At 38.2% G+C, this 25,041-nt stretch carries 14 protein-coding genes; 3 read left to right on the top strand and 11 right to left on the bottom strand.

Features of this window, described 5'->3' with window-relative positions; translation table 11 throughout:
* Positions 1-443: 443 nt before the first annotated feature.
* The 3 genes from AOC36_RS02120 to AOC36_RS12055 form a co-directional block, all read right to left on the bottom strand.
* Positions 444-1,085 carry a bactofilin family protein gene (locus AOC36_RS02120; RefSeq protein WP_067630752.1) on the bottom strand — a complete coding sequence of 214 codons (642 nt, stop codon included), beginning with the start codon at positions 1,083-1,085 and terminating at the stop codon, positions 444-446.
* Between the two features lie 23 nt (positions 1,086-1,108).
* The gene (locus tag AOC36_RS02115; protein WP_067630750.1) at positions 1,109-1,528 is read right to left on the bottom strand and encodes a hypothetical protein; all 420 of its coding nucleotides are present in this window, start codon (positions 1,526-1,528) and stop codon (positions 1,109-1,111) included.
* Positions 1,529-1,590: 62 nt separating this feature from the next.
* On the bottom strand, positions 1,591-15,138 hold the full coding sequence (locus AOC36_RS12055) for a DUF7927 domain-containing protein (protein ID WP_067630748.1): 13,548 nt from the start codon (positions 15,136-15,138) through the stop codon (positions 1,591-1,593).
* Between the two features lie 396 nt (positions 15,139-15,534).
* Here AOC36_RS12055 and AOC36_RS02105 point away from each other — a divergent pair, with 396 nt between their 5' ends.
* Together AOC36_RS02105 and AOC36_RS02100 are read left to right on the top strand one after the other, a co-directional pair.
* Positions 15,535-17,796, top strand: coding sequence for a lectin-like domain-containing protein (locus AOC36_RS02105; RefSeq protein ID WP_067630746.1), 2,262 nt, complete (start codon positions 15,535-15,537; stop codon positions 17,794-17,796).
* Positions 17,797-17,799: 3 nt separating this feature from the next.
* Complete coding sequence (locus tag AOC36_RS02100; protein WP_067630743.1) at positions 17,800-19,131, top strand: RNA polymerase sigma factor; 1,332 nt, start codon at positions 17,800-17,802, stop codon at positions 19,129-19,131.
* Here the strand turns inward: AOC36_RS02100 and AOC36_RS02095 are convergent.
* Positions 19,128-19,916, bottom strand: a complete 789-nt coding sequence (locus AOC36_RS02095; protein WP_067630741.1) for a bactofilin family protein — start codon at positions 19,914-19,916, stop codon at positions 19,128-19,130. The two genes, AOC36_RS02100 and AOC36_RS02095, sit on opposite strands and share 4 nt — an antisense overlap.
* A gap of 233 nt (positions 19,917-20,149) precedes the next feature.
* Between AOC36_RS02095 and AOC36_RS02090 the strand changes: the two genes are divergently transcribed.
* Positions 20,150-20,974, top strand: a complete 825-nt coding sequence (locus AOC36_RS02090; protein ID WP_067630739.1) for a purine-nucleoside phosphorylase — start codon at positions 20,150-20,152, stop codon at positions 20,972-20,974.
* 58 nt (positions 20,975-21,032) lie between these two features.
* On the opposite strand, the gene AOC36_RS02085 is transcribed toward AOC36_RS02090, so the two are convergent.
* The 7 genes from AOC36_RS02085 to AOC36_RS02060 all read right to left on the bottom strand — a co-directional run bounded on the left by AOC36_RS02085 (position 21,033) and on the right by AOC36_RS02060 (position 25,036).
* On the bottom strand, positions 21,033-21,854 hold the full coding sequence (locus AOC36_RS02085; protein ID WP_067630737.1) for a hypothetical protein: 822 nt from the start codon (positions 21,852-21,854) through the stop codon (positions 21,033-21,035).
* 84 nt (positions 21,855-21,938) lie between these two features.
* Entirely contained in the window at positions 21,939-22,979 is a 1,041-nt protein-coding gene (gene rlmN, locus AOC36_RS02080; RefSeq protein ID WP_067630735.1) for a dual-specificity RNA methyltransferase RlmN, read from the bottom strand.
* An 81-nt stretch (positions 22,980-23,060) separates the two neighbouring features.
* Positions 23,061-23,654 (bottom strand): pentapeptide repeat-containing protein, encoded by a 594-nt coding sequence (locus AOC36_RS02075; RefSeq protein WP_157777129.1) that lies wholly within the window; start codon positions 23,652-23,654, stop codon positions 23,061-23,063.
* Between the two features lie 87 nt (positions 23,655-23,741).
* Positions 23,742-24,338 (bottom strand): hypothetical protein, encoded by a 597-nt coding sequence (locus AOC36_RS02070; protein ID WP_198401190.1) that lies wholly within the window; start codon positions 24,336-24,338, stop codon positions 23,742-23,744.
* Positions 24,289-24,504: a hypothetical protein gene (locus tag AOC36_RS02065; RefSeq protein ID WP_067630729.1), complete on the bottom strand. Its 216-nt coding sequence runs from the start codon at positions 24,502-24,504 to the stop codon at positions 24,289-24,291. The genes AOC36_RS02070 and AOC36_RS02065 overlap by 50 nt, the downstream gene beginning before the upstream one ends.
* A gap of 26 nt (positions 24,505-24,530) precedes the next feature.
* Positions 24,531-24,671 carry a hypothetical protein gene (locus AOC36_RS12140; protein WP_157777127.1) on the bottom strand — a complete coding sequence of 47 codons (141 nt, stop codon included), beginning with the start codon at positions 24,669-24,671 and terminating at the stop codon, positions 24,531-24,533.
* The gene (locus tag AOC36_RS02060) at positions 24,671-25,036 is read right to left on the bottom strand and encodes a hypothetical protein (RefSeq protein ID WP_067630727.1); all 366 of its coding nucleotides are present in this window, start codon (positions 25,034-25,036) and stop codon (positions 24,671-24,673) included. The genes AOC36_RS12140 and AOC36_RS02060 overlap by 1 nt, the downstream gene beginning before the upstream one ends.
* Positions 25,037-25,041: the final 5 nt, after the last annotated feature.

The following is a 25,041-nucleotide window of genomic DNA, read 5'->3' as shown; positions in this document are numbered from 1 at the left end:
TCTTTGTTTCCTAAGCGTGATTTTGTGATCATTGAGTCTTGTTTTATGGATGTCTTCTTTGTTTATCATCAGGTTTTAAACAAGATTCAATGAACTCCCACGCATATCATTGATTCAATATATTAGTGTCCATAACATATCTTATCTCTTTTTAGATTAACGCTTTTATACCCCTAAAAACACTAGGGTTCGTTTCATAGGTTTGAAATTTTATTTTTTGGTATTAAACTAATCTTTATCAACCTCTTTTTAAGTCAATGTTTAGGGGCACTTTTGATGCCGTCGCTTATTTATAAAGCATCTCATTTATCGCATGTTTATAGATTTATTTCATGATATAAAAGAGAAAAAAGCAAAAAAAGACCGCATTAAAAACGGCCTTTTTGGTCTTGGACATTGCGTTGAAAGAGATCAAGTAGTGGGTGGGCACAATGTCCTGTTGTCTATCCTTCGAATTGTTCGTTATTTGTATTTTGATCTTCTTGAGCATATGATTCTTGGTTCACAGATGCTTCACTTACTGCCTCAACAGGTTGTGTTTCCTCTGGCATCGTGAAATCATGTGCTTGGTAATAGTGTTCAATTACTATTTCATCAACATTGCTTTGCATGTAAGCATCTGCTTCTTCATGTACTTCTTCTACATACACTGTATAGCTCCCTTTTAATTGAGCGCCATTTTCAACAACTAATGATGAAGACATTAAGTCCCCAATCACAACTGCAGTTGAAGCAATTGATACTTCACCACTTACTTTAACAGGGCCATCAATGCGACCATTGATACGCGCGCTGTTTGCGCTGAGTGAACCAACAATAATTGAGTCTTTGTCGAGAACGAAACGATCTTCGACGCTGACATTTCCGCGAATTTCTGCACCATTAATTGCGATGGATGCTGATTTAATATCACCATGAATCGTGCAATTTTGTGCGAGTTCGATTTCTTTCTCACAGTACACATCGCCTTCGACAATGCCTGCGATACTGAGTGAGTCTTTTGACTCAATGTTACCACGAATGGTAACACCTGATGAAATTACCGAGTAATTTTCATCGAGGTTAAATCCTTTGTTATTTTCCATGTTTGCCTTCCTGTCTAAATTGTTTATTTACAGTCTAAAGAGACTCTAATGTCATAATCTGTTTTACTGAATGGTTCCTTTGGTGTAATGATGATGGTTGTTGATGGATTGCAAACCAGTTTAGCATCGTCACGGGTGACTTCTTTTATTGGGTCACTGACTTTGTCACTGATTTCCATCACTTTATTCACATCTTCAAGACTTACTGAAATCCCTTCTGTAGAAAATGCTGTCAATTTCTGTGCAATCTCTGCCTCGCTTAATCCTAGAACTTGTTGAGGATAGAAGAAATCTTCGTAGAATACTCCCCCAATACTTTGAATCTTGTTGGTGACTTTCTCTTCTTCACTCTTAAATGGGTCGATGAGTACAACGATTAATACCGCAAGTACAACCACAAGCCCAGCGATGCCACCTATTAAAACTTTGTTTTTCTTCTTCATTCTTCACCTCTAATAAGACAAGAGGGGATCTCAAATTATTGAGATCACACCTCTTCAATTACTTATTCTAGTTCTTCTTTCCGTTTCACGATAATCGATATTGCGAGTAATGCAGTTCCGATGATTACAAGAGATTTCTCGAGCATCATGACATGTTCCTTAAGACCTGTTTTTGGTAGGTCAGGTGAGCGGAACAATGGTATTTCGATTGTAGGCGCGTATTTACCAACAGTAGCTGTATTTCGGATGACTTCGCCTGCTTTCGCATTGATATCTTCCTTAACTGTTACTTCAAAGCTAACATTTACGGTTTCATTCGATTTGAGATCGACTGAGAATCCTTGTTGTAGATCACTGACTTTCTTTTCAGTGATTGTGCCAGCATTGTTAATGGTTACTTTATTATCACTTGGGTTGTTTACATATGGTAATACATCCACAAGTGAATCATAGAAGAGTACGCCATAAGCATCGACACTACTTGTGTTTGTTGCAGAGATTGTATAGGAGAGTACTTCACCTTTATCTGCAACGTTATTTCCGTTTGCATCGGATACTTTCTTCGATGTGTTTAGATTTGGATCTGCGGTTGGGATCTTCTCAGTGACTGTTTTGCCACCAAGTGTCGCAACATTCGATATTTCTTTAACATCTGTTGTATTTAGATTTTCGATGATAACCACAGTGAATGTGATTTCAACCAATGCTTCTGGTGCAATATCCACATAGAGTCCTTTGATCAGTTGATCGATTGATACTGAACTTAGGGTTCCGTTATTGTTGATGGTTACTGTATCACCTGAGACTGGTTTGATGTAGCTAAGAAGTGTTTCCATCTTATCTTGTACAAATACATCACTCATTGAGGTTTTACCGTTATTCTTAATCGATAGTTTGTAATTGAGTGCTTCGCCTGGTGATGCATAGCCATCTCCGCTTGCATCTTTCACTTCTTTGTATGAAGTTACAGTGTTTGAGGTTGTTGGGATTTCCACAATCTTCTCTTCACTACCAATTGTCGCTTTATTTACAACCTTCGTCACGGCATCGACATCAAGATCACTGAGGATTTGTGTTTCAAACACAAGTGTTACAGTCTCATTTTCATTAATGTCAACGTTAATTCCGTTAATCAAGTCTTGAATTGTGATGAATGTTACCACGCCACCATTTGTTACGGTTACTTGATCTGTTGGTTTGACTGATGTATATTTCAACAAGTCTTCCATTTGATCCTTGAATTCAACACCGATTGCTTTCGCAGTTCCAGTGTTCTTTGAAGTCAATTGGTAAGTAATCTTCTCACCTGGTGATGCATAACCATCACGGTTATCATCTTGAACACTCTTACTTGAGTCTAAGATTGCATCGCCTGTTGGGATAATGATCTTGTGATCGTCTCCATCAATGGTTGCGGTATTCGCAACTTCAGACACTGATTTCACATCAAGGGTGCTAAGAACTTTAACCTTAAAGGTCAATGTTGCATATCCGCCTTGAGCAATATCAAGCGTTACGCCATTCATCAAGTCTTGAACTTTGAGAACAGAAATTGTTCCATTGTTATCGAGTGTTAATGTATTGTTACGTGGATCATCAACGTGTTTCAATACGTCGATGAGTTCATCTTGTACCAATACACCTTTAGCAGTAACGTTTCCAGTATTGATTGCATGGATGGTATAGGTAAGTTCTTCACCTGGTTGAACCAGACCATCACCATTTGCATCACTCACTGATTTGTATGATGTTGAAAGATCTTTATTACCAGTTGGAATCTTCTCATCAACATCAATGCCACCAATTGTTGCTTTATTCGCAATTTCTTTCACTGTATTTACATTAAGTGTATCAATGACAGTTACTTTGAATGTGAAGGTTGCAGTTGCGCCTGCTGCAAGATCGATGGTAATACCATTGATTAAGTCTTGAACAGTTGCTTGTGTCTTCGTACCATTGTTATCGATTTCTACGATTGATGCGCGTGGATCGTTAACATGTTTGAGTACTTCAATGAGTTTATCTTGGATTACAATGCCTTTCGCTTCAACTTTTCCGGTATTAATTGCATGAATTGTATAGGTAAGTTCTTCACCTGGTTCTGCTTTATTGTTACCATTTGCATCAGATACTGATTTGTATGATGTTGAAAGGTCTGTATTACCAGTTGGGATTTTCTCATCGACATCAATGCCACCAATTGTTGCTTGATTCGCAATTTCTTTCACGAAATCTACATCAAGGGTTCCAAGTACGGTTACCTTGAATGTAAAGGTAGCAGTTGCGCCTGCTGCAAGATCGATGGTGATACCATTGATTAAGTCTTGAACAGTTGCTTGTGTCTTCGTACCATTGTTATCGATTTCTACGACTGATGCGCGTGGATCGTTAACATGTTTAAGTACTTCGCTGAGTTTATCTTGGATTACAATGCCTTTCGCTTCAACTTTTCCGGTATTAATTGCATGAATTGTATAGGTAAGTTCTTCACCTGGTTCTGCTTGATTGTTACCATTTGCATCACTCACTGATTTGAATGAAGTTGATAGGTCTTTATCACCGGTTGGGATCTTCTCATCAACATCGGTGCCACCAATTGTTGCTTTATTCGCAATTTCTTTTACGAAATCTACATCAAGGGTTCCAAGTACGGTTACTTTGAATGTGAAGGTAGCAGTTGCACCTGCTGCAAGATCGATGGTAATACCATTGATTAAGTCCTGAACAGTTGCTTGTGTCTTCGTACCATTGTTATCGATTTCTACGATTGATGCGCGTGGATCGTTAACATGTTTGAGTACTTCAATGAGTTTATCTTGGATTACAATGCCTTTCGCTTCAACTTTTCCGGTATTAATTGCATGAATTGTATAGGTAAGTTCTTCACCTGGTTCAGCTTGATTGTTACCATTCGCATCACTCACTGATTTGAATGAAGTTGATAGGTCTTTATCACCGGTTGGAATCTTCTCTTCGACATCCTCGCCACCAATTGTCGCTTTATTCGCAATTTCTTTCACGAAATCTACATCAAGGGTTCCAAGTACGGTTACTTTGAATGTGAAGGTAGCAGTTGCGCCTGCTGCAAGATCGATGGTGATACCATTGATTAAGTCTTGCACGGTTGCTTGTATCTTCGTACCATTGTTATCGATTTCTACGATTGATGCGCGTGGATCGTTAACATGTTTAAGTACTTCGCTGAGTTTATCTTGGATTACGATGCCTTTGGCTTCAACTTTTCCGGTATTAATTGCATGAATTGTATAGGTAAGTTCTTCACCTGGTTCAGCTTGATTGTTACCATTTGCATCACTCACTGATTTGAATGAAGTTGATAGGTCTTTATCACCGGTTGGGATCTTCTCTTCGACATCCTCGCCACCAATTGTCGCTTTATTCGCAATTTCTTTCACGAAATCTACATCAAGGGTTCCAAGTACGGTTACCTTGAATGTAAAGGTAGCAGTTGCGCCTGCTGCAAGATCGATGGTAATACCATTGATTAAGTCTTGCACGGTTGCTTGTGTCTTCGTACCATTGTTATCGATTTCTACGATTGATGCGCGTGGATCGTTAACATGTTTAAGTACTTCGCTGAGTTTATCTTGGATTACGATGCCTTTGGCTTCAACTTTTCCGGTATTAACAGCATGAATTGTATAGGTAAGTTCTTCACCTGGTTCAGCTGTATTGTTACCATTTGCATCACTCACTGATTTGAATGAAGTTGATAGGTCTTTATCACCGGTTGGGATCTTCTCTTCGACATCCTCGCCACCAATTGTCGCTTTATTCGCAATTTCTTTCACGAAATCTACATCAAGGGTTCCAAGTACGGTTACTTTGAATGTGAAGGTAGCAGTTGCACCTGCTGCAAGATCGATGGTGATACCATTGATTAAGTCTTGCACGGTTGCTTGTGTTTTCGTTCCATTGTTATCGATTTCTACGATTGATGCGCGTGGATCGTTAACATGTTTAAGTACTTCGCTGAGTTTATCTTGGATTACGATGCCTTTCGCTTCAACTTTTCCGATATTAATTGCAGTGATTGTGTAGGTAAGTTCTTCACCTGGTTCAGCTGTATTGTTACCATTTGCATCACTCACTGATTTGAATGAAGTTGATAGGTCTTTATCACCGGTTGGGATCTTCTCTTCGACATCGGTGCCACCAATTGTTGCAGTGTTAAGGATAAATTGTACTTGTTCTACATCCAATGTATCTAACAACGTTACGGTAAATACGACGGATGCACTTTCATTTGCACCTAAATCAAATGTCAATCCATTCATGAGTTCAGCAAGTGTATGAATTGAGGTAGTTGATCCAACGGTTAATGTTACAGAGACATTATTTGGATTTTGAATATGTCCTAAAACGCCTGCAAGTTCATCTTTAATCGTGAAGTTCTTCGCTTCCACTTTACCATTGTTTGTTGCAAAGATGGTATATGTAAGTTTTTCTCCTGGTTCTGCAAATCTGTTTGTGTTTTCATCAACAACAGTTTTACCAATCAAGAGATCAGTATCACCGGTTGGGATTGTCTTAATAACTTCAACGCCATCAACGGTTGCTTTATTCGCAATTTCTTTCACGAGACCTACATTTAGTGTTCCAAGTACGGTTACTTTGAATGTAAAGGTTGCGTTAGCGCCTGCTGCAAGATCGATGGTAATACCATTGATTAAGTCTTGAACGGTTGCTTGAGTCTTCGTACCATTGTTATCGATTTCTACGATTGATGCGCGTGGATCGTTAACATGTTTAAGTACTTCAATGAGTTCATCTTGGATTACGATGCCTTTCGCTTCAACTTTTCCACTATTGATAGCAGTGATTGTATAGGTAAGAACTTCATTTGGTGAAGCAATTCCATCATGATTTGCATCGTCTACGGATTTGGTTGATGTTGTAAGGTCTTTATCACCCGTTGGAATCTTCTCATCGACATCAACGCCACCAATTGTTGCAGTATTCAAAATATTGTCAACAAGTGATACATCGAGTGTTGATTTAACACGTACTGTAAATGTTACAGTTGCTGTTTTACCTGCGTCAAGATTGAAGTGAATTCCTGCAATCAGTTCTTGAATTGTATGGGTTGATGTATGTGTATCATTTGTCAATACTACAGATACATTGCTTGGATCTTCAATATGGTTGAGTACATCCAATAGCTCATCTTTGATTTCCAAGTCATTTGCTGTTACCGCTCCTGAATTGGTCACTTTCATTTCATAGGTTAAATCTTCGCCTGGTTCAGCAAAGCCATTACCATTTGCATCCTTAACCGTCTTATCGATATCTGTGAGTGTACCATCACCTGTTGGAATTTCTGAAGGAGTTGGTACGTTATTGATTGTCGCGATGTTCACAATTTTTGTTACTAATGAAACATCGAGATCTGCTTTAACTTTAACTGTGAAAGTAATTGTCGCAGTATCGTTTGGATTTATATCGAAGATGATGCCATTTACGAGGTCACTAATCGAATGCGTTGTGACAACGGATCCGTTTGTAAGTGTTACAGTGACATTACTTGTATCCTCTACATGTTGCAACACATCAGTGAGTTCGTCTTTAATCATGACATCTTTCGCAGTTACGATTCCTGAGTTTTTCGCAGTAATTGTATAGGTAAGTGTTTCACCTTTTTCTGCATAGCCATTTTGGTTTTCATCAACAACTTTCTTGTCTAGATCTGTAAGGTTTCCTTCAGCAGTTGGAATGATTACAGTCACGTCTTCTTTACCGATTGTTGCTGTATTTTTAATTTTGTCAACTAAAGAAACATCCAAGGTTGATATAACTGTTACATCAAAGTAAAGTTCAACAGTTGATCCTGCATCAACATCAAGTGTGATACCATTGATCAGATCTTGGACTGTATACGCTGATGGCATCACAATATTATTAACACCCACTAGAATAGGCGTTGCTTTTGGATCATTCACATGATTCAATACGTCCTTCAGTTCATCTTGGATAACGATACCTTTTGCATCCACTTTACCCGTATTCTTAGCGATGATCTTATAGGTAAGTGTTTCGTTTGCTTCAGCATATCCATTACCATTTGCATCACTTACCACTTTGTCTGATGTTGAAAGGTCAACATCACCCGTTGGAATTGATGCAGTTGTAGGTACCCCTGACACAAATACGGTATTAGAAATCATAGATACGTTATTAACATCAAGATCACTTCTTACCGTTACATCAAATGAATAATCATAACGGTCACCTGGGTCAATCGTGAGGTTAAACCCATCGATTAGGTTTTGAACTGTAGTTTGACCGGTAATTACACCGTTTTCCTTGATTGTTACTGTTTGATTTCGTGGGTCTTCAACATATTTCAAGACATCCACTAATTCATCGATGATCTTTTCAGTTGATGGCGTAGTTCCCTGATTCATTACAGAGATTGTATACGTAAGTACTTCAGATGGAGACGCAATGCCATCACCGCTTGCATCAACAACTTGTTTTGTTGCAACGATATATTCAGCCCCTGTTGGGATGGTTGTATCCACTGGAACTTTATCAATGGTTGCGGTATTTGCGATTGCTTTAACATTTCCAGTATCCAAAGTCGCAATTACTTTCACCTTGAATGTGAAGGTAGCTGTCGCACCAACATCAAGATCAAAGACGATACCATTCATCAAGTCTTGTACTGTAGCTTGTGACTTCGTGCCATTGTTATCGATTTCTACGATGGATCCGCGTGGATCGTCAACGTGTTTTAATACGTCTTTGAGCTCATCTTGTATTACAATGTCTTTCGCTTTAACTTTACCGGTATTAATTGCGGTAAGTGTATAGGTGAGTTCTTCAGAAGCAGCAGCAATACCATCACCATTTTCGTCTGTTACAGATTTCGTTGATGTTGAGAGATTTTTGTCTCCTGTTGGAATTTCTTTTGGAGTTGATGTTCCATCAATCACTGCTATGTTTCGAATCATATCTACTAGATCTACATCAAGGTCTGATTTCACGCTAACACTGAATGTTACGGTTGCAGTATCACCTGCTTGTAAGTCAAATTTAATACCATTCACGAGTTCAGTAATTGTATGTGTTGAAACACTTGTTCCATTGGTGAGTGTTACGGTTGTTGATGAAGTATCCATAACATGTTGTAACACTTCAGTGAGTTCGTCTAGAATGATGACATCTTTCTTCGTTACCGCACCTGAATTGTTAACACTAATTGTATAGGTTAATGTTTCACCTGGTGAAGCAAATCCATCATTGTTTGCATCTTTAACATCCTTATTAAACGCAGTCAAGCTTGAATCACCTGTTGGGATTGTCTTGGTTGCATCTTGGTTATCGAATGTTACCTTGTTTTCAAAGTAAGGCACTGCATTCACATCTAATGTGTCAATTGCAGTAACTGTAAATGTTAGAACAAGGGTTTCTTTCGCTTTAATGTCAATGTTGAATCCATCCACTAAGTTTTGTAGTGGAATGTTGGTAATTTGACCACCATTGTTAAGTTCAACTTCAATCATTGAAATATCTTTGATGTTTGGTAGTAAGTTGAAGAGTGTATCTTTTACAAAGACATCTTTCGCATCAACATCACCATTATTAACTGCAGTGATTGTATAGGTTAGATCTTCACTTGGCGATACAAACCCATCATTGTTTGCATCCACTGCATCTTTTGTAAGTGCTAAATCGCTCTTACCGGTATTAATTGAAGCGTTCACAACCATGTTGCCAATTTCGGCTGTATTTTCAATTACAGGAACATTTGCAACATCAAGGTTTTGATCCACTGTGACCGTGAATTCAATGGTTGTTGTTGAATTTGCAGCAACATCTAAGGTGATGCCATTGATGAGATCTTGAACGGTAGCCGTTGAAGACACACCATTTGCTGTGATTGTAATGTTTGAACCACGAGGGTTGTTAACATATTTCAATACATTCGTAAGTTCATCCTTAACAAGAACGTCCTTCGCCTCTACATTCCCTGTATTGTTTACACTCAAGGTATAGTGTAGATCCTCTTGTGGAGCTGCAAGTCCATCGCCATCAGAGTCTTGAACAGTCTTCGTTGATGTCGATAGATCTTTGTCTCCTGTTGGAATTTCTATTGGAGTTGGTGTTCCATCAATCACTGCGATGTTTCGAATCATATTTACTTGACTCACATCGAGGTCACCCTTAACGGTAACTTTGAATGTCAGGGTTGCAGTTGAATGTGCATCTACATCCAATGTGATTCCATTTATAAGATCTTGGACTGTCTTATCGGATGGCACACCATTATTAACGATTGTTACAGTTGAAGCTTTTGGATCATTCACATGTTGTAAGACTTCCGTAAGTTCATCTTGTACAACAATTCCTTTCGCTGCAACATCACCATCATTGACAACGGTAATTACATATGTAAGTTCTTCATTTGGTTCAGCATAACCGTTACCATTTGCATCACTTACAGCTTTATTTGAATTTGATAGGTTTTTATTACCTGTTGGAATTTCTTCTGGAACTTGTGTTCCGTCGATTGTTGCGATGTTTTCAATCTTGCTAACTGAGCTCACATCAAGATTACTTTTGACCTTAACGGTGAAGGTTACCGTTGCACTATTCCCAGCGCCCAGTGACATTTTGAGACCGTTAACAAGATCTTGAATGCTATGTGTTGTAACAGATGTTCCATTTGTCAAGGTTACACTTACATTTGAGGTATCCTCAACATATTTTAATACTTCTGTTAGCTCATCTTGGATTATCAGATCCTTCTTCTCAACTTTACCTGTATTCTTCGCAGAAATTGTGTAAGAAAGTTCTTCACCTGGTTGAGCAAAACCATCACCATTCGCATCTTTTACTTCTTTTTTAAGATCTGTAATACTACTATCCCCTGTAGGAATTGTTGTATCAACATCTTTATTGTTAATAAATGCAACGTTTTTTAGAACCGGTACATTTTTTACATCAAGGTCTGGCTTAACGGTAAGTCCAAAGGTCAATACGACCATTCCATTCGGTTCAATATCAACAGACATACCATTCATAAGTGCTTGAACATTTGCATTTGATTGAGAACCGTTGACCTCAATCAAAAGAGCTTCAGATTCTGGAGCAACGACATAGTTTTTGATTTCGCTTAGTAAATCGTTTATAACAATATCAGTGGCTTTTACAGACCCGTTGTTTACAATTTCAATTCTGTAATAGATTCTTTCGCCTGGTGAAGCAAAGCCATCTCCATCACTATCAACTACGGATTTCGATGCAACGACATCTTCTCCACCTGTTGGAATCACAACTTTCTTGTCTGTTCCATCAACTGTCACAACATTTTCAATTGCAGTCACATTTTTAACATCAAGATTAGAAATGAGTTCAACCGTGAATTCGATTGTAACTGTCTCTTTCGCTGCGATATTCAAGGTTAATCCTGCTTGAAGATCACTTAACGAAGTGTCTTGCGTCGTAAGCCCATTGGAAACACGTACAATTACCGATGAAGCATTTTTAATATAGGGTTCAACCCCTGCGAGTTTATCTGTGATTTGTACATTTTTCGCTGCAACATCACCGCTGTTTTGAACAGTGATTGTATAGTTGAGTTTTTCATTTGGTGATGCGAAACCATCGTTGTTTGCATCTTTCACAACTTTATCAATGATAAGATTTGATTTACCCGTTGGAATTTTTTCTTCAACAGGTTGACCATTGATTGTCGCTTTATTCTCAACAAATTTCACATTATCAACATCAAGTGTATCAATTAAGGTAACATTGAATGAAATTTCCGCAGTTGTATTTGCTGGAATATCGATGTTGAATCCTTTTTGTAGCTCAGACAGTGGTGTCACAGTAACTGAGTTTCCAACCTTGATACTTACGGTCACATTTGTACTCTTAATTTGTGAAATGAGTGTATCAAGTGTATCTTTAACTTCGACATTTGTAGCAGCTACAGAACCATCATTTGTTATTTTAATTAAGTATGATAGCACTTCGCCTGGTGATGCAAATCCATCAAGATCCGCATCGGTAACTGTCTTACTTGATACTAAGTTTGCTTTTCCAGTTGGAATACTTGCATCGTAAGGCACGTCATTAATTTTTACACTGTTATCAATTGACGTTACTGCTTTAACATCCAATGTAGAAAGTAGGGTAACTTTAAAGGTAACAGTCACTGTTTGTCCTGCTTTAACATCTACATAAAGTCCATTGATTAAGTCTTGGACCGTTGCATATGTTTTACTGCCATTGTCGTCAATGACTACTTGGTTTGCATATGGTGCATCTACATATCCTAATACGCTTGCGAGTGTATCTTGGATTAAGACATCACTTGCAGTTGCAGTTCCGTTATTTGAAACAGAAATCTTGTATTCAATTGCTTCACCTGGTGAGGCAATCTTATCACCATCTGTATCCGTAACCTCTTTTAAACCACTTAAGATTGCAACACCCGTAGGAATATCAACCGTAATTGGTGTATCTTTAATCGTTGCGGTATTTTCAAGTTTATCCACTGCATTCGTATCCAGTGTAGATTTAACCGTTACTGAGAATGTGAAGGTTACTGTCCCATTTGCTTTGATATCTGTTGTGATACCATTCATAAGGTTTTCAACCGTTAGATTTGTCTTAACGCCATCGACATCCATAACAAGTGCGTTTCCACGTGGGTCATTAATGTGATTGAGTAGTTCTTTGAATTCATCTTGAATAACCACATTTTTCGCATTGAAATTGCTGTCATTTTTAGCCGTTAATACATAGGTTAATGTTTCGCCTGGTGAAGCGAAACCATCACCATTTGCATCACTTACAGCTTTGTTTCCGCTGAATTTTGGCTGTCCATAAACGAAGGTAATCTTCGTATCTTTATCAGGTGTAAAGACAGCTTGATTACTTGAATCTAAGTCATACAGTGTCGTACCATCGTTGATATAGTAACCAACCATCTCATAATCTGTGATTGTTGGTGCTGTACGAGCAATCTCGATGTATTTCTTCACAAGCTCTGGATTATCCACATCCATTTTGAATCCAGGAACTGGTTGATTGGTATCAACATCAACACCTTCATAGGTGATGTAAGCCCAATTATCCATATTCCGTTCGTAGAAGAACTCATGAATATATTCGCGATTGTTCATGTATTTCACATCATTTAAGATGATATCTAATGGATTCACTTCTGTTGCTTTTAGATTCCAGTAAATATCTTCATTATTTGGTAGTGGTTTGATTGCAGTAATCTTTACACCATCATACCCAAATGTTGGATTATTAATAACTTGACCTTTTGCATCAAGTGGAATCCCTACTAAATCAACGTTGTCGTACGGAGTATCCGCTTTATCAACTTGATCTTGTGTTTTTGCATAAAGCACCTCAAAAGTACCATCTTCTTTATCACCAAGTCCTGTTTGGAAAATATCGGTTGGTGTATAGAAGTTCGTAGCGATGTATGATGCAACAGTATTCAATTTACGGCCATATGCGACATCTTCAATCATTACGATAACGCGTGAATTTTCAGTGACATCCACTGTTTTTGTAACGACTTGTTCTGCAGTGTCTGCCTTGATTGGTGTATCAACGAGCGTTCCGCTCTTATAAGCAGACTTCGCATACAACGCATTAAATGTATCAACATCGATATTCTTTACATTGAAATCAGGATTTGACTCATCATAAGGAATAATGACATATTTCATGTAGTTTAATTGCGGTGTGATTATGATATTCATCGAATTGCTTGTATAACTAGCTGGTAGCGTTGCTTTAATCTCAATTGTATCCTTATCAGTAGCTGCTCCCGTTAAGTAAATTTTACTGGTCGGTTTTTCTATTTCTAAGTCTATTGGGTCCACTGTAGGTGCGCCACGCATATAAATAACTTCATATGAGTAACGGTCATAAAGACCTCGCTCCAAACTACCGTTTTGATCATATTTTGGATCATAATCCCAACCCCAAGCAATTGAGCCAGAGCCATCATTTCCCCACTTATAGATGTTTCCATCTTTATCAAGCAATGTATAGCTTGAACGTGATGTCGTGATACTTACAACAGAAGGAATATCCTTAAGTGCTAAGTCAATCCAGATTGATTCTTCTGGATCTGTCGCAGGAAGTCCGACTTCGTTGGTAATCGTACCTGAAGCATCAACTTTATAGTAGAATCCACGGACACGTCCGCTTCCGTTTGACGATTGATATTTTAATATTGTCCCGTTTATGTCAAGGATTTCTCCATTTTGATCTTTCAGCATGTATTTTTCATCGTAAATTGTTGGATGTAATGCATTAATACCACTATATCCGCCATACGTATTACGAGATACCCCACTAGGGTTTGCTGGATCACTTAAGTACATTGGAAGTTTGTCACGTCTGTCATAAATCTGAGTGTCCCCATCACCAATAACTTTTGGCCATTGTTCAGCTTCTTTTACTAATTGGCTATTTGCATCTTCATAACCACCTTCACGACCAAAGCCAAAATACCGTCCATCTCCCCAAGCCCATGGACGACCGTATTGATCAACAAAGTAGCTTACACTTTCCCCAGCAAAAACTTTAGTTGGAATCGGAGTATAGCCATAATCACTGATTTCAGCTGCACTGATTGTAAGTTGAATTGGTGTAGATGTGTTATCAACATGACCTGTAGCTGTACCTCTACCATAAAGTGCACCCCATTGCCACACTTGATTTTTTTCATCAAGTGCCACAACCATGCTATAGCATATTGAAATTTGCTTAACTTTTTCCATGCCTGCTGGACGTGGAACTAATGTTGGAGTTGTTACAGTTCCGGCGGTAGTACCACGGCCTAAAGCACCATGTGTGTCATTTCCCCAACTATAAAGCTCACCGTCTGTTGAGATAGCTAAAAATGCACTTGATCCAACTGCGATATCCTTAAATTTTACGCCTCCAGGTACTTGTATAACCTTTGGAGTATTTGAATAAGCAGGACCACTAACTCCGATTCTGCCACCTGGGTTATATCCCCATGCCCAAATATCGCCATCCACGTCGAGTGCAAGCACAGAGTTTGTGATTTCACCGTGACCAGCGTACATTTTTGTAATTTTTTTGTTAATGTTCACGCGGGTTGGTGTAGGGTTTGTTCCTGTATTGGCACCATTCCCAATTTGTCCTTGTGTACCATTTCCCCAAGCATACATATTCCCTTGATCATCAAGTGCATAACTTGTATGGTACGCTGAGTCTATTTGGATTACATTGATGTTGTTATCAACGAAATAAGGAATTCGTTTCATTCCTCCTGCATACGCAGGTACATCTGGACCAAATCCTGAGTTTCCATCAGCATTGTACCCCCAAGACCATACAGCACCCGTTGAATCAAGTGCCATTCCTCCTAAATATCCTGAGGTTATCTGTGTAAATTTAACCGCAGATAACTGCCCATATTGCGGAGCTTCTTCGGCTTTTGAATTCGGTGCTGCAAGTGCATTCGATGCCGATGCATACATCGACGTCACGACAATTGCCATCACGACTAAAACAACTTGAAGTTTTTTTAGTATTGAATAAACAATCGAATTACGTTTGCCTTTTTTCTTTTTCTCCATAATTTCTCCTTTCAAACACCCATGAAAATGGATCCTTCACACTATAAGAGCAACTTTTGACACAAAAGGTTCATTTTTTTTGTGACTTTTTTGTTTTTTTTCAAAAGTCTACGATATTCACATATTATGACCACCATTTCCAGTGTTTTTATTAAGAATCGAGGGGGAATACATGTAAATATCTGCTTTTAAAATAGTGTCATTTTCACTTTATTTGTTTGTAAAGTTAGAATAAATCTTTTTAATTTTGTGAACGAGTGCATTTGTTTCATACATTTGAAAATTATTTTTAAGACTCTTTGTTTACTAGAGAGAAAAATCAAGCATTTTTCCACAAAAACAAAGAAGATTTGTTTTTGAAAAGTTTATATGCTAAATTAACATTGGAGGCAGATTATGAGAAATTACGAATGTAAAACAAAAAAAATACTCCTCATTTTGAGCATATCTTGTGCACTATTGATCTTAAATGGTGCCACAATCCATGCGGATATTGGTCGTAACTCAAGAACCAATTATTCTTTTTTTAGGAGTCTTAATGCCGGTAACACAGTTACGCTTACAAGCAATACAGCCAGTCAAACAGGTGCCATTTTTGCTTCAGAGACACTCAACTTAAACTTTGATTTTGATTTATCTTTTGCAGTGAACTTAGGCAATCAACCAGATGGTGGTGAAGGGATTGCATTTATCTTACACAATGACCGACGGGGAAGAAATGCAACGGGTGATGGCGGTGAATGTCTTGGCGTTTATCAATGCAGCAGCACTGGAACTTTCATTGAAAACTCTTTGGCACTCGAATTTGACACCCACTACAACAATACCGATATCCATGATTTTGGTGTATCGGATATCTCAGTTAATAACACGGTAAACAGTTCAAAAACCGGTCACATTGCAATCACCATTCCTTCAAAGAAAACAACCAATCATTACAACGTTCAATTCAGTCCAACAAACATTTTAGCGGATGGAAAAACCCGTACAGTGAATGTGCGATGGAATGCACAAACAAAACAACTCATTTATACTGTGGAAGGATTTGGACAACAGATCCATTCACTATCAGATTATCAATCTATTTTTAATGGCGATAATGTCTATTGGGGATTTAGTGGTGCAACATCGTCAAAGACAAACACACAAAGTGTTTCGATGATTAAAACACCCACTCAAAACCCCACACTCAATGCGTATACTTCAGCAGATAATGGCGCAACATGGTCTCAAAACCTGAGTTTGAATCCGTCGAATTCATTCACTGTAAAATTAGATGTTCGACTCCCACAAAGTGACAACAATCCTGTCATTACGATCCCAACTCATAACGCACTTGAGCTATTAAATGCGAGTTCAAATGATACCAGCGTGTCCCTTTCGTCCAATAAACAAAGCGTTTCTTTAGGACCACTGAGTGCGGGAAGATTGGTCACAGTACTATTAACCTATCGCGTTAAATCGTCTGTAAATAATGGGATACTGAGCTACTCTTTGGGGTCTGGAACCTCCAATAACATCATGATTAGTGCTCAAGATTTATATGCATTAACCTATGATGCAAATGGGGGGTCAAACCAACCCATCGAACCCAATCAATTTGTGAGTGGTGCCCTTGTATCCATTAAGCCACCTGGGCAAATGACACATGGGAACTTAACCTTCACGGGTTGGAATACACGAGCTGATGGCAGTGGCACATCCTATATGCCTGGTGCGCAAATTTCACTGAACACACCGACCACGTTATATGCACAATGGAGCGCGCAAACAGCTAAACTGACCATTTATTGGAATCATCCAAATTCTGAGACTGACGTATCAACCTTTAATCTTAATAAAGCGCAAACAATTACCCTTCAATCCTTCTTACAGAAGCTTGAAGGTTCAACCTTGACGCACTTCAACACCGCCAAAGATGGCAGTGGCACAGAATATCGTTTAAGTGATCAATTACGCATTATCCAAGATACAACACTGTACGCGCAATGGACACAAAGACACTTAATTACCATCACATTTGATCCCGGAATGCATGGAAAGCTCGCAAGTTTGCCTACCTACGAACTGTATTCAGGGGAAACACTAACCCAAATCCCAAATGTTGATGTCATTGATGAGTCTGTTGTATTTAAAGGGTGGGCTTATGAAGACCGACTCCTTGATCTAAACACTTACCAATTTACACAAGATACAACCCTTAACGCAGTTTACACCATTGGCGGTTTATCCTTGAGTGTTGGTGAGTCACATGCAAATCTGTTAACCAATCAACTCATCAGTGTGACGTTTGACTGCGGTGAGCATGGAACTATTGAATATGAAACGTTTTTATATCCAAAAGATCATCTCTTGACTTCAAGACCGTATGTCACACCACATGAAGGTTATGCATTTATCGGATGGTTCATTGATGACACACCCATTGATGTCGAAACTTACCGCGTTCAAGAACCGATTGTCCTTGTCGCGAAATATGACACAACCAGTCAAAATAGTGACCAATCCATCAACAACGACTTAATTCACATTCAAAATTCACAAACAACACAGCAAATTGCGATGAAAGTATTGGTGATTCTCGTTGCCGCAGCACTCTTAATATTCGCAATTCGCACTGACATTCTTCATTCGAAGAAACATAAAAAAGGGGCATAGATTATGACATTAGACATACGTTCAATCACTGAGTTTCAAAATGGTAATCTCTCTGCATTTGATGACATTTATGATGAATGTTACAACAGAGTGTATTATAAAGCTTATGAAATGATTAAAGACGAAGGGATTGCGAAAGACATCGCTCAAAACGTATTTATTATCGTTTTTGAAAAACTCAATCAACTTGAGGTCCCAAAAGCATTTTACACATGGCTCGATCGCATTACGCGAAATTGTACCATCCGTGAAATAAAAAACAGCTCGAAAACTGATGTCTCATTTTTCAATGAAACAGATTCCGAGCAAATCGCAGATAGTAAGACATTACCCAATGAAGCCTATAATTCACAAGAAATTCTAAAGATTATCCTCACGGAAATCAAAAGTTTACCCAACGGTCAAAAAGAAGTCGCAATTATGCGCTTTTGCAATAACCAATCCATCAGTGAGATTGCGGATGAATTACGCATTCCAGAGGGTACGGTTAAAAGTAGGATTAATACTGTAAAGAAGAATCTACAAGAAACACTGACGCTTAAGAAAATCAGTCCAAATACATTGTACACGTTTCTTCCAATTCTTCAAGTCAAGTTGGGTATGGAAATGTTCAATGCGCTTAAGATCTCAACACCAGAAGTTACAGAAGTCGCGTCGTCTACAATACCTGATGTTGCGACAAGTACGACAGCACTTGGGCAACGAATTAGTGAGTTTTTCAAAGAAACACAGATTCCAATTCGAACCATCGCAACGGTAGCGGTGATTACACCCGTTGCCTTTGGTTCATTGAATGCAATCGACCAATTCGCACCTGTTTCAATTAAAAGTATCACATTCAAAGAAGAACCCACAAATGAACCCGTTGTGGTATCCATTGACATAAAAAACGCCTCAAAAATAAGCAGTATCTATGTCAAAAACACTGACTCACAAGCGATTTATCCTGTAAATTATGCAGATGGGTCCATTGCGAATGTCCAAGTTGACGAAAATGGGTCCTATGAAGTGATCATTGAGTCCGCAAAAAAGGAAATCCAAACACAGGATTTCCAAATTCAATCACTTGATTATGTTGCACCTCATATTTCAAACATTAGTTTTGATGCAAATCACCTTTATGTTACATTTGTAGAAGAAACATCCAGTATTTCACTCGATAACTCTTCATTAACCATTGGTGAGTCGATATCCAATGCACAATTGAGTGAATCAGAGGACACTCTGATCTTTGATTTACCCCCAGGTGCAGTGAATGGGTCCGTAATGATTTATGATACAGCCGGAAACTATACCCAAACAGAAATCAACATTACCAACGAAAATATAGACTAAATGATTCCTTGTGATACAAGGTACAATAAGAGCGCTGTAATCAAGATAATGAGTACAATCGCAAGATTAGACAAGAAATTATACCGTTTCTTATCACTTAAAGCAGGATCGTTTGATGCTGCTTTTTCTTCAAGTGCATCTGCATGATCCAGTGCAGCCGACACATCGCGCATGATTTCCTTTTGAAGTGTTGTGATATCCACTTCCAATACAGGTTCAACTGCAATCGCTTCTACTTCTTTAGCTTCAGTTAAGATTGGTTTTGAAACATCTTGCACTTCCTCACGATCGTTTAATATCGTGATCGCAATGTCTTGAACGGTTTCTTTAACACGTGTTCCAATGGACTTATCGCGACCCAATGTATCCTTTGACAAAACGTCTTGATCCCAAGCAAAATGTCTCACAATTCCACTAACCGCAAGTTTCCCCTTTAATCGCAGCTTTGTATCAGGTCGAACACGCCAAGAATCCACAAAGATATTTCCATATACTAAACACATATCTTCTAAGAATTCCAAACGCGATGCATGAATATCGCCACTACAAACACCTGAAAAAGTCACAGTTTTAGCGGTAATGCTGCCATAAACATGACTGTTAATAATTTCTATGTTCTCTTCAACATTGATATCACCATAGACAATTGCATTATTCAGCACAAGTTTTTTGGAAAAAATATTCCCATATACTTTACCATACACATTTAGAATATGATCACAATCAACAGTCCCCTCAATCAGTGAATGCCTTGATATTGAAGAATAGTTTAACGTATTTTCCATAATTATTCCCTCTTAATGTTTATATTCTTGCAAAATTAATCACGTAAATCAAGGACTCTTATAAAAAAAATGAAAATGGAACCCATTTTTAAAATCATAAATTATGAACACAACAAAGGCTATTCTTGAGCTCACTTTTAAAAAAATATAGTTAAAAATCGTCGATATAACCCATACAAAACGTCTATACCTTAATCGTTTTATACAGTATAATTGTGCTAGGAGGAAAAAATATGTTCTATAATCAAGTGCAGGATTCTGTACACTATATTCAAGAAAAAATCAAAATAAAACCAACTGTTGGTATCATTTTAGGAAGTGGTTTGGGAAGTCTAGTAGACCACATCAAAGACCCTACTGTCATCCCATATGAAACCATCCCTTGCTTCCCAAAATCACAGCTTGAGGGACATGCAGGGAATCTCGTATTTGGCGCACTGGGAAACTATAACCTCATGATTATGCAAGGCCGTTTCCATTTCTATGAAGGCTTTGAAATGAAAGAAGTTACGTACCCTATTTTCATCATGAGACAACTGGGTGTTACACATCTTATTGTCACAAATGCATGCGGTGGGATTAATACCAATCTTAAACCCGGTGACTTGATGCTCATTGATGATTTCATTAATGGCGTTTCCACAAATCCGCTTCATGGCACAAACGATGACCGTTTTGGACCACGTTTTCCAGATATGAGCGACCCTTATAATTCAACCTTTAGACAGCATGCGCGGGATGTCGCACATGCACTCAATATAGACTACAAAGAAGGTGTTTACGCCTTTTTCCAAGGGCCATATTATGAAACTCGTGCAGAAATAAAGATGTATGCAAGTTTAGGCGCAGACGCTATTGGAATGTCGACTGTTCCTGAAACAATTGTCTCCAATTATCTGGGTATAAAAACCTTAGGAATCTCAGTTATCACCAATATGGCAACAGGGCTTCGTGATGGTAAACATTCTCATCAAGAGGTTGTGCAAATCGCAAACCAAGCAAGCTTAACATTGTGCCAATGGGTGATTGAAATATTGAATCTAATCACCTTAGATTAACTTGAAAAGCAACTCAATTGAGTTGCTTTTAATATGTCATAAACCCTTTGTTTAAAGGCTATTTTTCACTTTTATTAAGTGCATTATAATCATCAATATGGATTGCGATACTCCCTGAACCATCCTCACATATTGTTCCATGTTCAAGCACGAATTCTAACTGTTCTTGATCAGACCACGTTTGGCTGAAACTCTTTTCCACAAGCAGTTCCATCATATCATCGGGCAAAGAAAACGTTACAAATTCTACAGGATTATCATCGTGTCCATCTGGAGCTAAATGAGCTAAAACAACGTCGTCTTCAAGCATAAAATTTGTGTACCCTTCATGCGAGCAAATTGCCGCAATACACGTATCATTCATAAAAAATGCAGGGTCTTCAAACACGCATCCTTTGATGTCAATGCTTTCATACGGATTGTCCATGGAATAAAGATCTGCAATCACCGATTCATCCAGATTAAACACACAATTTCTAAAGACTGGATTTTCACTCACATAGTTGTTTTGTTCAATGCGATGATCAATCAAAGCATCTTCGAAAACAGTTTCTTTGAATACATCGTGAATTGAAAAGTCCTTAACTACAGACATACAGGAATCATTCAATTCATTCAATTCATCCATAAGAAATTGTATATCCTGTTCAAGTGCTTCAGGGCTGTCTTTATACCATCGCCAAAGGTTTGGATGTGACTCAACATTTTGTAATTCGTCCAAACTTTTCAACAGTGACGATCTCTGAATTTCTTGAACGCGCTTTGCTTCACATTCATTAACCGGATTAAATGAAACATACGATGATAAGTGAACGCGATTTGACAATGGAATGATAAGATTCAAAAACTCATGCCAATGATAATTGTTAAGATTTCTCACTGTACATCCTCCCCTAAAAAACTTTTATATTTAAAAAGCATTTTATATTTTATTGGGATAATATCTTATTAAAATATAAATTATTTATGATGCTTTTTTAAGATTATTCGCGCGCAATTGCCCACATGCAGCGTCAATATTCGTTCCTTTTTCTTGACGAATGGTTGCTTGAATGCCATGTTTCATCAAGACATCAAGAAAATCCATGGCTTGATTCATGGGCGTCCGTTTATACCCATGTTCTGAAACAGGATTGTACGGAATTAAATTGACATATGCATTCATCCCTTTGATTAACTTAGATAGTTGAAGTGCATGTTCTACTTGGTCATTCACACCATCCAACAAGATGTATTCGAAGGTTAATCTTCGATGGTTTAAGTCAAGATAATAATGCAAACTTTCCATTAATTTCTCAATAGGGAATCGTTGGTTGATTGGCATAATTTCTGAACGTAATTCATTGTTTGGTGCATGAAGTGATATCGCAAGATTCACTTGTGTCTTTTCCTGCGCAAACTTTTTGATCATCGGTACAACACCACAGGTTGATACAGTGATATGACGTGCTCCAATCCCAAGGCCTAAGTCATGGTTCACCGTACGGATAAAACGCATCACATTATCATAATTATCCATCGGTTCGCCAATCCCCATTACCACAATATGGCTGACACGTTTTTCACGAGCATCAATTTCACGTTGAACATACAGGACTTGGGTTACCATTTCCGCAGCACTTAAGTTGCGTTCTTTTTTCAATAAACCCGAAGCACAGAACTTACATCCCATGTTACAGCCTACTTGTGAAGTCACACATACAGAATAGCCATAGTCAGAAACCATGAGTACCGTTTCAATCAACGCACCATCTGCACATCGAAACAGAAACTTAATGGTTCCATCGCTCGATTCTTGTTTGGTAACCATTTCTAAAGAATCAACATAGGTTGATTCCTTCAAGCGTTGACGTAGATCTTTACTGAGGTTGGTCATTGCGTCGATTGAATCCACGCGTTTACGGTATAACCACTCAAAGACTTGCTTCGCACGATACGGTTTTTCATTGTTTGATTCCATAAAAGAAATCATTTCATCATAATCATAATTTAATAAAGAATTCATATTTATCACCTATGTTATTCTAGCACGAAACCCATAGAAGTACCATTTATTTTTATGTGAACGCCTTTATTGATATCGTCGTTAGTAATCCACTTCCAAGCCCATTTGGATTGCGAAGATGATTGCCTGATCCGAACGAATCTTCAATCCTTTGACCAAGTGGGGTGAATATAAAATATAGCTGAACTCACAACTTCGAAGGTCAATTCCCTTCAAGCGGGTCTCCTCAAAGTTACATTCATCCAAACGACACTCATGAAACGTCATGTTTTTATGATCTAAATGCATGAAAGACGCGGTGTGAAACGGTGTGCTTTTAAACGTTGCACTGCGTATTTTAGAATCTGATATTCCAAAATATTGACCCATTGAATTCGAGATCAAAAGGTTATGCAGGTAACATTGATGCAGACTAAAACTCATCAACTTGCAATAATCAAAGGTAACATTCATTAAATAACTGTCTTCAAACCCTCCCAATGATAAATCACAATTTTTAAAGGTACAGTCTCGGATGTCCCATTTGTGCTTGTCACCATAGATAAAGGTACACCGTTCGAAGACAACATTTCGAATAAAGTGTTCTGTGTCTTCAAAACGAATCTCGCAATTTCGATAATGTGTATCTTCTAACGCTTCTTTTTGATAAATTGTTTCATTCTCTATTACAATCATATCCACCACTGTCTCTCTTTTTCTCTAGACTTATTATACGTGTTTCTCACGCATTATTGAAGTATTAGTTGATGAATAAATCACCAATCATAACCCATCCATACCTCTTATTTTAAGTGTTTCGCGGTGCGCATTGGTATTAAAATGATGGGCATCTTTTAGTGTCTTTAATCCCTTGTGATACAGATATGCATCACTGCCTTTTCGATAAAAGGGCCATTTTGGCGCATTTACCACATTAAAGACCCATGCTTTTAGGGAAGGAAAACAGTAGAGAATACATGCTTGACTAAACACCATCCCTTCATAACATACTGCGCGTAGATTTTCTAATAGGTGATCATCAAATGGAAGTGTGCATAGAATGAAGGATTGGGATTGTTGTGTGGTGATGTTTAGGGTGATTGCATCGTCTTTAAATAGAAAGATGAACTGCGACACTTGAATCAGAGTCACAGTTCCGTTTCGTTCAATACACTTACAATAATGGCCAAACTCATGAAACAATTCAAAGAGGTGTAGGACTGTACACCCTTCATCTACCATCAAATCCACACAGATATTAAAGTCATCAATAAGCCGTGGATTTGAAACCAATTGACTCAAGCGTTTCTTGAGTTTTAAAGCGACACTGTTAGTCATTGCCTGATTCAATGCGGTTAAATTGGCGTTCAACTGTTTCAATAACTTGATCACCAATTTTTGGAAACGATGAGAGAAAAATAGTTCCGACTCCAACTGCGATCGCGAGAATAAAGATAATCCCAACTAATGTGTTCGTTTGTTCTTTTTCTGCATAGAAACATCCCTTCATTTCGTTTGATTTTTGATTTACTGTTTGTTTGTTCATTTGGTTATTGGTTCCTTTCATGTTTTTTAAAATAAGTGATATGGGTGTTCAATCATGATGGTTTGGTCAAACAAACCCCATACAACTGTAATCACGGTAATAAAGATTCCCACATAATACAAAATCATGACCAGCTCATAGGCTGTTTGTTTCTCTGCATTAAACATCACCGAATCCTCGATGTGGCAGAGCCACTAAACTGAATGCGTATGGGAATATCAAAATACAAAACCTTTGTGTTATTTGAGATGATAAAGGTTAGCGGTGTTCCATAGTGTTGCGCCTCTTGAATCTCGCTTTCAATAAAATAACGACCGTTGTAGTGGTTTTCACTATAAGCGTCAATGACAGATTTAGCCTTTTGCGTTAAGCCACCATGGCGTGAAATGACACTGCTGGCATAGGCACTGAAGTGATTATTGTCGGAGACTTGTTTAAACACAATGAGAAATACAACCATAAAAATTGTAATCATTCCCCATATAAACACCGTAAGAAAATCAACTACGACTGATTTTTCTGCTTTAAACATGGCGT

This window comes from Erysipelothrix larvae (assembly GCF_001545095.1).
In the GTDB taxonomy this organism is placed as follows: Bacteria; Bacillota_I; Bacilli_A; order Erysipelotrichales; family Erysipelotrichaceae; genus Erysipelothrix; species Erysipelothrix larvae.
This window is presented reverse-complemented; position numbering and strand designations above follow the sequence as displayed.

What these genes read in the sequence shown, in the direction of transcription:
- AOC36_RS02065 (WP_067630729.1), bottom strand. Translation starts at nt 24,504, where the DNA reads ATGAACAAACAAACAGTAAATCAAAAATCAAACGAAATGAAGGGATGT.
- AOC36_RS02120 (WP_067630752.1), bottom strand. Translation starts at nt 1,085, where the DNA reads ATGGAAAATAACAAAGGATTTAACCTCGATGAAAATTACTCGGTAATT.
- AOC36_RS02060 (WP_067630727.1), bottom strand. Translation starts at nt 25,036, where the DNA reads ATGTTTAAAGCAGAAAAATCAGTCGTAGTTGATTTTCTTACGGTGTTT.
- AOC36_RS02100 (WP_067630743.1), top strand. Translation starts at nt 17,800, where the DNA reads ATGACATTAGACATACGTTCAATCACTGAGTTTCAAAATGGTAATCTC.
- AOC36_RS02075 (WP_157777129.1), bottom strand. Translation starts at nt 23,654, where the DNA reads ATGATTGTAATAGAGAATGAAACAATTTATCAAAAAGAAGCGTTAGAA.
- AOC36_RS12140 (WP_157777127.1), bottom strand. Translation starts at nt 24,671, where the DNA reads ATGTTTAATGCAGAGAAACAAACAGCCTATGAGCTGGTCATGATTTTG.
- AOC36_RS02095 (WP_067630741.1), bottom strand. Translation starts at nt 19,916, where the DNA reads ATGGAAAATACGTTAAACTATTCTTCAATATCAAGGCATTCACTGATT.
- AOC36_RS02105 (WP_067630746.1), top strand. Translation starts at nt 15,535, where the DNA reads ATGAGAAATTACGAATGTAAAACAAAAAAAATACTCCTCATTTTGAGC.
- rlmN (WP_067630735.1), bottom strand. Translation starts at nt 22,979, where the DNA reads ATGAATTCTTTATTAAATTATGATTATGATGAAATGATTTCTTTTATG.
- AOC36_RS02090 (WP_067630739.1), top strand. Translation starts at nt 20,150, where the DNA reads ATGTTCTATAATCAAGTGCAGGATTCTGTACACTATATTCAAGAAAAA.
- AOC36_RS02115 (WP_067630750.1), bottom strand. Translation starts at nt 1,528, where the DNA reads ATGAAGAAGAAAAACAAAGTTTTAATAGGTGGCATCGCTGGGCTTGTG.
- AOC36_RS12055 (WP_067630748.1), bottom strand. Translation starts at nt 15,138, where the DNA reads ATGGAGAAAAAGAAAAAAGGCAAACGTAATTCGATTGTTTATTCAATA.